The sequence below is a fragment of the Asanoa sp. NPDC050611 genome, from assembly GCF_040654855.1.
Lineage (GTDB): Bacteria > Actinomycetota > Actinomycetes > Mycobacteriales > Micromonosporaceae > Asanoa.
This window is the reverse complement of the sequence record NZ_JBFAIU010000317.1, coordinates 1-8,777: the sequence shown is the minus strand read 5'-3', so window position 1 is coordinate 8,777 and position 8,777 is coordinate 1. Positions and strand designations below refer to the sequence as shown.

Annotated in this window: 7 protein-coding genes; 5 read left to right on the top strand and 2 right to left on the bottom strand. The window is 71.7% G+C overall.

Annotated features, from left to right (window positions below; translation table 11 throughout):
* A partial coding sequence (locus AB0H87_RS33110) for a crosslink repair DNA glycosylase YcaQ family protein (RefSeq protein WP_360154718.1) occupies positions 1-946 on the bottom strand: 946 nt, incomplete at its 3' end.
* 43 nt (positions 947-989) lie between these two features.
* On the opposite strand from AB0H87_RS33110, the gene dusB reads away from it, so the two are divergent.
* A complete protein-coding gene (dusB, locus tag AB0H87_RS33105) occupies positions 990-2,111 on the top strand; it encodes a tRNA dihydrouridine synthase DusB (RefSeq protein ID WP_360154715.1) in 1,122 nt (373 codons plus the stop codon).
* On the opposite strand, the gene AB0H87_RS33100 is transcribed toward dusB, so the two are convergent.
* On the bottom strand, positions 2,108-2,734 hold the full coding sequence (locus AB0H87_RS33100; protein ID WP_360154713.1) for a TetR/AcrR family transcriptional regulator: 627 nt from the start codon (positions 2,732-2,734) through the stop codon (positions 2,108-2,110). The genes dusB and AB0H87_RS33100 overlap by 4 nt on opposite strands.
* A 95-nt stretch (positions 2,735-2,829) precedes the next feature.
* Here AB0H87_RS33100 and AB0H87_RS33095 point away from each other — a divergent pair, with 95 nt between their 5' ends.
* From AB0H87_RS33095 to ppdK, 4 genes are all read left to right on the top strand, one after another.
* On the top strand, positions 2,830-3,645 hold the full coding sequence (locus tag AB0H87_RS33095; RefSeq protein ID WP_360154710.1) for an alpha/beta hydrolase: 816 nt from the start codon (positions 2,830-2,832) through the stop codon (positions 3,643-3,645).
* Between the two features lie 35 nt (positions 3,646-3,680).
* Entirely contained in the window at positions 3,681-5,378 is a 1,698-nt protein-coding gene (gene lysS / locus AB0H87_RS33090; RefSeq protein WP_360154707.1) for a lysine--tRNA ligase, read from the top strand.
* Positions 5,379-5,503: 125 nt separating this feature from the next.
* Positions 5,504-5,884, top strand: a complete 381-nt coding sequence (locus tag AB0H87_RS33085) for a VOC family protein (protein ID WP_360154704.1) — start codon at positions 5,504-5,506, stop codon at positions 5,882-5,884.
* A 177-nt stretch (positions 5,885-6,061) separates the two neighbouring features.
* Complete coding sequence (gene ppdK / locus AB0H87_RS33080; protein ID WP_360154701.1) at positions 6,062-8,749, top strand: pyruvate, phosphate dikinase; 2,688 nt, start codon at positions 6,062-6,064, stop codon at positions 8,747-8,749.
* The last annotated feature ends 28 nt before the right edge of the window (positions 8,750-8,777 follow it).

The window sequence follows — 8,777 nt, the reverse complement described above, 5'->3', positions numbered from 1 at the left end:
GTCGCCCTCCTCGACGATCTCCTCGGCCAGCTCCTGCAGCCGGGCGAGCTTGCCGGACGACGCCGGGGTTGGCGGTGGCCCGCCAGGTCTGCTTGCGGTGGGCCGGGTCCGGGACGAGCAGTTGGCGGTCGGCCAACTCCAGGACGGGGTCGTAGGGCGGGAGCAGGAAGGTGCCGCCGGCCGGCGGGGCGGCCAGGGCCGCCGCGAGGTCGTCGGGGTGCATGAACAGCTTGCGGCCCGCCACGTCGACCGGGACCACCTCGGCGAGGGCCCACCAGCGGCGGGCGGCGGCGGGGGAGAGGGCCAGCCAGGCGGCGAGCCCGTCGCGGTTGGTCGGGCCGGCGTTGCGCAGGAAGCAGCGAACCAGCTCACGCCGCGCGGCCTCCGGCGACGGCGCCGCCGACCCGAGCGACGCCGCGACGAAGTCGGCGGAGCCGTCGCCGTTGGGCAGCAGGCGCAGGCCCGCGGGAAGCGAGGCCAGCCGGAACAGCGCGTCGTGGACGTGGTGGGCCGCGCACCCGGGACACCACGGGCGCAGCCGGGGGTCGACGACGGACTGCAGCGCGGTCGACAGCTCGCCCTTGCTGCGCCGGGCGCCGTCGGCCAGCACGCCCGCCATCGCGCCGGCGACCTCGTCGAGGGCCGCTCCGATCGACACCGGCAGCTCGGCGAAGAACGGCCCGAACTGCTGCCTGCGCAGGTCAGCGCCATCCTCCGGGCGCAGGGCCGCGGCCAGCGCCGCCAATGACGCGGGTCGGTGCAGGTGCATGGCGCCGCGGATCGAGTGCACCAGGGCGAGGCCGGCCGGGTCGATGCCACGCAGCCGGGCGGCGCGGGCGCCCGTCGTGCCCGGTGGGGTGTCCTGGAACCCCGTGTCGAGGGCACCGGCGATCGTCGCCACCCGGTGGGCACGCACCTGGGCATCGGTCAGGCGGGCGTCGGCCATGAGGGCAGGATGCCTCACGGGTACGACAACGTACGCTCGATGCGTGACCCCGCTCGCCCTCGGACCGCACCAGGTCGACCCGCCGGTGGTCCTGGCGCCGATGGCCGGGATCACCAACGTGGCGTTCCGCCAGCTCTGCCGTGAGCAGGGCGGCGGCCTCTACGTCTGCGAGATGATCACCACGCGGGCGCTGGTCGAGCGGAACCCCAAGACGCTCAAGATGATCGCCTTCGCGGGCGACGAGCGGCCCCGCAGCCTGCAGCTCTACGGTGTCGACCCCGAGGTGACCGCCGCCGCGGTCCGGATGGTGGTCGCGGAGGACCTCGCCGACCACGTGGACCTCAACTTCGGCTGCCCGGTCCCCAAGGTCACCCGCAAGGGTGGCGGCGCGGCCCTGCCCTGGCGCCGGCGGCTGTTCGCCCGCCTGGTCCGGGCGGCCGTCGACGCCGCCGACGGCGCGGTGCCGGTCACGGTCAAGATGCGCAAGGGCATCGACGACGACCACCTGACGTACGTCGAGGCCGGCCTCGCCGCCCAGGACGCCGGTGTGGCGGCGGTGGCACTGCACGCGCGGACGGCGGCCCAGCGCTACTCGGGCACCGCCGACTGGGACGCCATCGCGACGCTCAAGCAGGCGCTCGACGTGCCGACCCTGGGCAACGGCGACATCTGGGAGGCCGAGGACGCCCTGCGGATGATCGCGCACACGGGCGCCGACGGCGTGGTCGTCGGCCGCGGCTGCCTGGGCCGCCCGTGGCTGTTCGCGGACCTGGAGGCAGCCTTCGCCGGCCGCCCGAGCCGCAAGCTGCCGACGCTGGGCGAGGTCGCCAAGGTCCTGCGCCGGCACGCGGAGCTGCTCCGGGACCAGTTCGGCACCGAACGCGACGCGTGCGTCGACATCCGCAAGCACATCGCCTGGTACCTCAAGGGCTTCCCGGTCGGCGCCGAGCTCCGCCGGGCGCTCGCCATGGTCGAGACCCTCGCGGAGCTGGACGACCTGCTCGGCAAGCTCGACGCGGACGCGCCGTTCCCGCTGGAGACCCTGGGCCAGCCGCGCGGCCGCACCAACTCACCGGGCAAGGTCCACCTCCCGGACGGCTGGCTGGCCGCCCGCGACGCCGACGAGGTCCCCGAGGGCGCGGAGATGGCGGACTCGGGCGGCTAGACCGTGGCCGCGTACGCCCGCAGGAAGTCCCGTACCGCCGCGGCGCAGTAATGGTCGAGCTCGGCGGCCGACAGCGGCTCGTCGGAGCCGGTGAACATCGCCCGGTTCATCGGGACCCAGAGCGCCATCCCCGCCAGGTGCTCGGCGGCCGTGCGCGGGTCCGGCAGGCGCAGCGCGCCGCCCTCGGCCAGGACCGCCAGTTGCTTGGCGAGGGCGTCGAGCCCGCCGGAGAAGCTCTGCTCGTAATAGGCGCCCCCGAAGACGGGGAAGCGGGCCGCCTCGCCGATGAGCAGGCGGCGTAGTCGCAGCACCTCGGGTCGCATGATCGCCTGCACCAGGTTGCGGGTGACCGCCAGCAGGTCGCCCTCGATGTCGTCGCCGCCCGCGACCGGGGCGGCCGACGTCAGGCGCTGGACCGTCGGCTCCATCGCCGCCAGCAGGATCGCCTGGAACAGCTGCTCCTTGTCGCCGAAGTGCTGGTAGACCGTCTGTTTCGAGACGTGCGCCGCCGCGGCCACCACGTCCATGCTCGTGCCCTTGTAGCCGTGCTCCAGGAACGCGCTGGTGGCCGCGCTCATGATCTGGGCCCGCTTGCGCTCGGTGCGGCTCGACGTCTCGTCCATGTTCCGCAGAGTACTAGACAGTCCAGTTCCGCATCTAGTACCGTACCGTCTAGTTCTCCAGTACTGAACCGTCTAGTTTGAAAGTGAGCCAAGCCATGACCACCACCCGCACCACGACCTCGGCCGACGGCACGACCATCACCTATGACACCAAGGGCAGCGGCCCCGCGCTGGTCCTCGTCCCGGCCGTGCTCAGCACCCGCGCCTGGGACCCGCTCTACGCCGGCCTGCTCGACCTGCTCAGCGACGACTTCACGGTGATCCACTACGACCGCCGCGGCCGGGGCGACAGCGGCAACACCGCGCCGTACGCGGTCGAGAAGGAGATCCAGGACATCGCCGCGGTGATCAAGGACAACGGTGGCCGCGCGTACGCCTACGGCATCTCGTCCGGCGGAGCGCTCACCATCCGCGCGGCGAGCCAACTGCCGGAGATCGAGAAGGCCGTCGTCTACGACCCGCCGTTCATCGTCGACGACAGCCGCCCACCGCTCCCGGACGACTACGTCGAGCAGCTCGACCGGGCCGTGGCCGAGAACCGCCGCGGCGACGCCGTCGAGCTCCTGATGACGAGGGCGATCGGCGTCCCGGCCGACTGGGTCGCGGCGATGAAGGCCGACCCGAGCTGGGCCGCGATGGAGGCGGTCGCCCACACGATCTCCCACGACGGGCGGATCATGGGGACCACGATGTCCGGCCGCCCGCTCCCGACGGAGTGGAAGAGCATCACCACGCCGACCCTGGTGCTCAACGGCGGCAACAGCGAGCCCTTCCTGCACACCAGCGGCCGCCGGCTCGCCGACCTGCTGCCCAACGGCGAACACCAGGTCGTCCCCGACCAGAGCCACGACGTCGCGCCGGCCGCCGTCGCGCCGGTCCTGCGTGCGTACCTGAAGGGGTCCGTGCGGTAATTTCGTCCGGGTAATCCTGAGGAGGGGCAGACACTGTGGCGCAGGCAATCGAGTCGGACTGGGTGGCGCGGTTCGCCGACGAGGTGATCGCGGAGGCCGACAAGCGGGCGCCCGGCAAGCCGATCGTGTGCGCCAGCGGGCTGTCCCCCTCCGGGCCCGTGCACCTCGGCAACCAGCGCGAGCTGATGACGCCCCACCTCGTCGCCGACGAGATCCGGCGGCGGGGGCGGGCGGTGCGGCACATCCTGTCCTGGGACGACTTCGACCGGTTCCGCAAGGTGCCCGCCGGCGTCGACCCGTCCTGGGCCGAGCACATCGGCAAGCCGCTGACCGCCGTCCCGGCGCCGGCGGGCAGCGACTACGCGAACTGGGCCGAGCACTTCAAGGCGCCCCTGACCGAGGCGATGACCCGGCTCGGCATCGAGGTCACCCCGATCAGCCAGACGGCCATGTACACCTCCGGTGCGTACCGCGCGCAGATCCTGCACGCGATGGCGCAGCGGGCCAAGATCGACGAGGTGCTCGGCCGCTACCGCACGAAGAAGAAGCCGGCCAAGGAGATCACCAATCCCGACGAGGCCGCCGCGGCCGAGGGCTCCGGTGCCGCGAGCGAGGACGACGGCGGCACCGCGTCCGGCTACTACCCCTACAAGCCGTACTGCCAGGACTGTGGCAAGGACACCACGACCGTCACCGCGTACGACGACGCGACCACCGCTTTGACCTACACCTGCACGTGCGGCCACACCGAGACCGTCCTGCTGTCCGAGTACAACTACGGCAAGCTGGTCTGGAAGGTCGACTGGCCCATGCGCTGGGCCTTCGAGGGCGTGGTCTTCGAGCCCAGCGGCGTCGACCACAGCTCGCCCGGCTCCAGCTTCGTCGTCGGCAGCCAGCTCGTCCGTGAGGTCTTCCACGCCGAGCCGCCGATCGGGCCCATGTACGCCTTCGTCGGCATCAAGGGCATGGCCAAGATGAGCAGCTCCCGGGGCGGTGTGCCCACGGCGGCCGACGCTCTGGAGATCATGGAGCCGCCGCTGCTGCGCTGGCTGTACGCGCGCCGCCGGCCCAACCAGTCGTTCGACATCGCGTTCGACCAGGAGGTGCAGCGCCTCTACGACGAGTGGGACGGGCTGACCACCCGGGTCGAGAACGGCACCGCGAGCAGCGGCGACCTTGCCGCCTACGGCCGCTCGGCGAGCACCGCCGCCGGGCCGCTCCCGCTGACGCCGCGGCCGGTGCCCTACCGCACGCTGGCGTCCATCGTCGACATCACCACCGGCAACGACGACCAGACCCTGCGGATCCTGCGTGACCTGGACCCGGCCGACCCGGTCAAGGACCTCGACGAGACCCGGCCCCGGCTGGACTGCGCCGCCAACTGGGTGCGCACGCAGCTCACCCCGGACGAGCGCACCCGCGTGCGCGAGCAGCCCGACAGCGTGCTCCTCGACGGCCTCGACGACGACCAGCGCACCGCGCTGCGACTCCTCCGGGACGGCATCGACGACCACTGGTCGCTCGACGGGCTGACCACGCTCGTCTACGGCGTACCCAAGCAGATGCTCGGCCTGCCCGCCGACGTCAAGCCGACCCCGGAGCTCAAGGTCGCGCAGCGCTCGTTCTTCGCGCTGCTCTACCGCCTGCTGATCGGCAAGGAGACCGGCCCCCGGCTGCCCACTCTGCTGCTGGCCACCGGCGCCGACCGGGTCCGCCTGCTGCTCGGCGGGTAGGGCCTGTCCGGCCACCACCAGACGACACCTGGACTCCGTCTCGGCTCGCGTTGATCGGCCGGACAGGCCCTATAGGCTCGAAGCGGGGAGGGCAACCGCGCCGGCCGACCTGAGGAGGTCGTCCGATGAAGGGCAGCGTCACCCATTTCGAGATCCCGGCTGACGACGTCACGCGGGCCGAGCGTTTCTACCACGACGCGTTCGGGTGGAACATCCAGGACATGCCCGAGATGTCGTACGCGATGCTGGGCACCACGCCGAGCGGGCAGGACGGGCGTCCGACCGACCCGGGGGCGATCAACGGCGGGATGATGAAGCGCAGCGGCCTGTTCACGTCGCCGGTCGTCACGATCGACGTCGACGACATCGACGAGGCGCTCGCCACCGTGGAGAAGAACGGGGGCAAGACCCGGATGGGTCGCCAGGCCGTGGGCGACATGGGGTTCACGGGCTACTTCTCCGACACCGAAGGCAATCTGATTGGGCTCTGGCAGTCGGCGCGGTGAGGTGGCGGGGTGCGCGGGAATGCGCGGGAAAACGCTCCCAGAACCTCGTGTGTGCGTAGCGTTGTGCCAATAGTCACCGAGGGCTCCCAACGGGCCGCAAACCTCGCTTAACCTGCGCCCACGGTGGGAATGGTTACTGACTGGTCGTTCAGCGTTGAGCGCGTGGGAGGAACACCGGTGACAAAGTTCGTCTATGGCTTCGCGGAAGGGAACAAGGATCTTCGCGATCTGCTCGGAGGCAAGGGCGCCAACCTCGCGGAGATGACCAACATCGGGCTGCCGGTGCCACCCGGCTTCACCATCACGACGGAGGCGTGCCGGGCCTACCTGGACTCCGGGAGCCAGCCGGAGGGGCTGGCCGAGGAGATCGCCACCCATCTGGACGCGTTGGAGTCGGCGATGGGGCGCAAGCTGGGGGAGCCCGGCGACCCGTTGCTGGTCTCGGTGCGGTCCGGGGCCGCGTTCTCGATGCCCGGCATGATGGAGACCGTCCTCAACGTCGGCCTCAACGACGCCTCGGTCGACGGGCTGTCGCGGCAGGCGGGCGGCAACGACCGGTTCGCCTGGGACTCGTACCGGCGGCTGATCCAGATGTTCGGCAAGACCGTCTGCGACGTGCCGGGCGACGAGTTCGAACACGCGATCGACGGCGCCAAGCGCGCCAAGGGCACCGACAACGACCTCGACCTGGACGCCGGCGACCTGCGCGCCCTGGTCGACGAGTTCAAGCAGATCTTCGCGAAGCACACGGGCCGGGAGTTCCCGCAGGACCCGAAGGAGCAGCTCGACCTCGCGATCAAGGCCGTCTTCGAGTCGTGGAACGCGGACCGCGCGGTCCTCTACCGCCGCCAGGAGCGGATCCCGGCCGACCTGGGCACCGCGGTCAACGTGGTGGCGATGGTGTTCGGCAACCTCGGCTCCGACTCCGGCACCGGCGTCGCCTTCACCCGTGACCCGGCCTCCGGCGCGCAGGGCGTCTACGGCGACTACCTGGCCAACGCACAGGGCGAGGACGTCGTCGCCGGCATCCGCAACACCGTGCCGCTGCAGGACCTCGAGCGGCTCGACAAGGCGTCGTACGACGACCTGATGCGGATCATGGCCACGCTCGAGGAGCACTACAAGGACCTGTGCGACATCGAGTTCACCATCGAGCGCGGCAAGCTGTGGATGCTGCAGACCCGCGTCGGCAAGCGCACCGCCGCGGCCGCGTTCATCATCGCCGGCCAGCTCGTCGACGAGGGCGTCATCGACCTCGACGAGGCGCTGCACCGGGTCAACGGCGCGCAGCTCGCCCAGCTGATGTTCCCGCGGTTCGACCTGTCCGACGAGCCGGACCAGCTCTCCAAGGGCATCGGCGCCTCGCCGGGCGCGGCCGTCGGCAAGGCCGTGTTCGACGCGCAGACGGCCAAGGAGATGGCCGCCGGCGGCGACGACGTGATCCTGGTGCGGCGCGAGACCAACCCCGACGACCTGCCCGGGATGATCGCCGCGCAGGGCATCCTGACCTCCCGCGGCGGCAAGACCAGCCACGCGGCCGTGGTCGCCCGGGGTATGGGCAAGACCTGCGTGTGCGGCGCGGACGCGCTCGACGTCGACGTCCGGGGCCAGAAGTTCACCGTCGGCGGGCAGACCGTCGAGCAGGGCGACGTGATCTCGATCGACGGGACCACCGGCAAGATCTACCTCGGCGAGGTGCCGGTGCAGCCGTCCGAGGTGGTGCGTTACTTCGAGGGCACGCTCGACCCGGGGCAGACCGACAACGCGCTGGTCAAGGCCGTACACCGGATCATGTCGCACGCCGACGCGAAGCGTCGCCTCCTGGTGCGGGCCAACAGCGACACCGGCACCGACTCGGCCCGGGCACGGCGGTTCGGCGCGCAGGGCATCGGGCTGTGCCGCACCGAGCACATGTTCCTCGGCGACCGCCGCGAGCTGGTCGAGCGGCTGATCTTGGCGCAGACGCCGGAGGAGCGGGAGGCCGCGCTGGCCGAGCTGCTGCCGCTGCAGCGCGACGACTTCGTGGAGATCTTCCGCGAGATGGACGGCCTGCCGGTGACGATCCGGCTGATCGACCCGCCGCTGCACGAGTTCCTGCCCTCCCTGGAGGAGCTGGCCGTGCACGTCGCGGTCGCGCACGAGCGGGGCGAGGACGCCGGCCGCGACGAGAAGCTGCTCGCCGCGGTGCGCCGGATGCACGAGGAGAACCCGATGCTGGGCCTGCGCGGTGTCCGGCTCGGGCTGGTCATCCCGGGCCTGTTCGCGATGCAGGTGCGCGCGATCGTCGAGGCGGCCGTCCAGCGGGCGCGCGACGGCGGCTCGCCCAGGCCCGAGATCATGGTGCCGCTGGTCGGCGCCGTGCAGGAGCTGGAGACGGTACGCACGGAGGCCGAGCGGATCATCGCCGAGGTGGTCGGCGACAGCGACGTCGAGGTGCTGGTCGGCACGATGATCGAGGTGCCGCGGGCCGCGCTGACCGCCGGCCAGATCGCCGAGGCGGCGCAGTTCTTCTCGTTCGGCACCAACGACCTGACCCAGATGGCCTGGGGCTTCAGCCGCGACGACGTCGAGGGCGCGTTCTTCTGGCGCTATCTCGAGCTGGGCATCTTCGGCATCTCGCCGTTCGAGTCGATCGACCGGGACGGGGTCGGCCGCTTGATCCGGATCGCGGTCGACGAGGGCCGGTCCGCCCGCTCGGACCTCAAGCTCGGTGTCTGCGGCGAGCACGGCGGCGACCCCGACTCCGTGCACTTCTTCCACGAGGTCGGGCTCGACTACGTGTCCTGCTCACCGTTCCGGGTGCCGATCGCCCGGCTGGAGGCCGGCCGCGCCGCGGTCGAGTCGCAGGGCTCGGACAGCCGGTAGCGGCGTCGGGGAGGGGCCCCATCCCGGC

Excerpts from the sequence above, each read along its gene's own strand:
- AB0H87_RS33100 (WP_360154713.1), bottom strand. The coding sequence starts at position 2,734 with ATGGACGAGACGTCGAGCCGCACCGAGCGCAAGCGGGCCCAGATCATG.
- AB0H87_RS33095 (WP_360154710.1), top strand. The coding sequence starts at position 2,830 with ATGACCACCACCCGCACCACGACCTCGGCCGACGGCACGACCATCACC.
- AB0H87_RS33085 (WP_360154704.1), top strand. The coding sequence starts at position 5,504 with ATGAAGGGCAGCGTCACCCATTTCGAGATCCCGGCTGACGACGTCACG.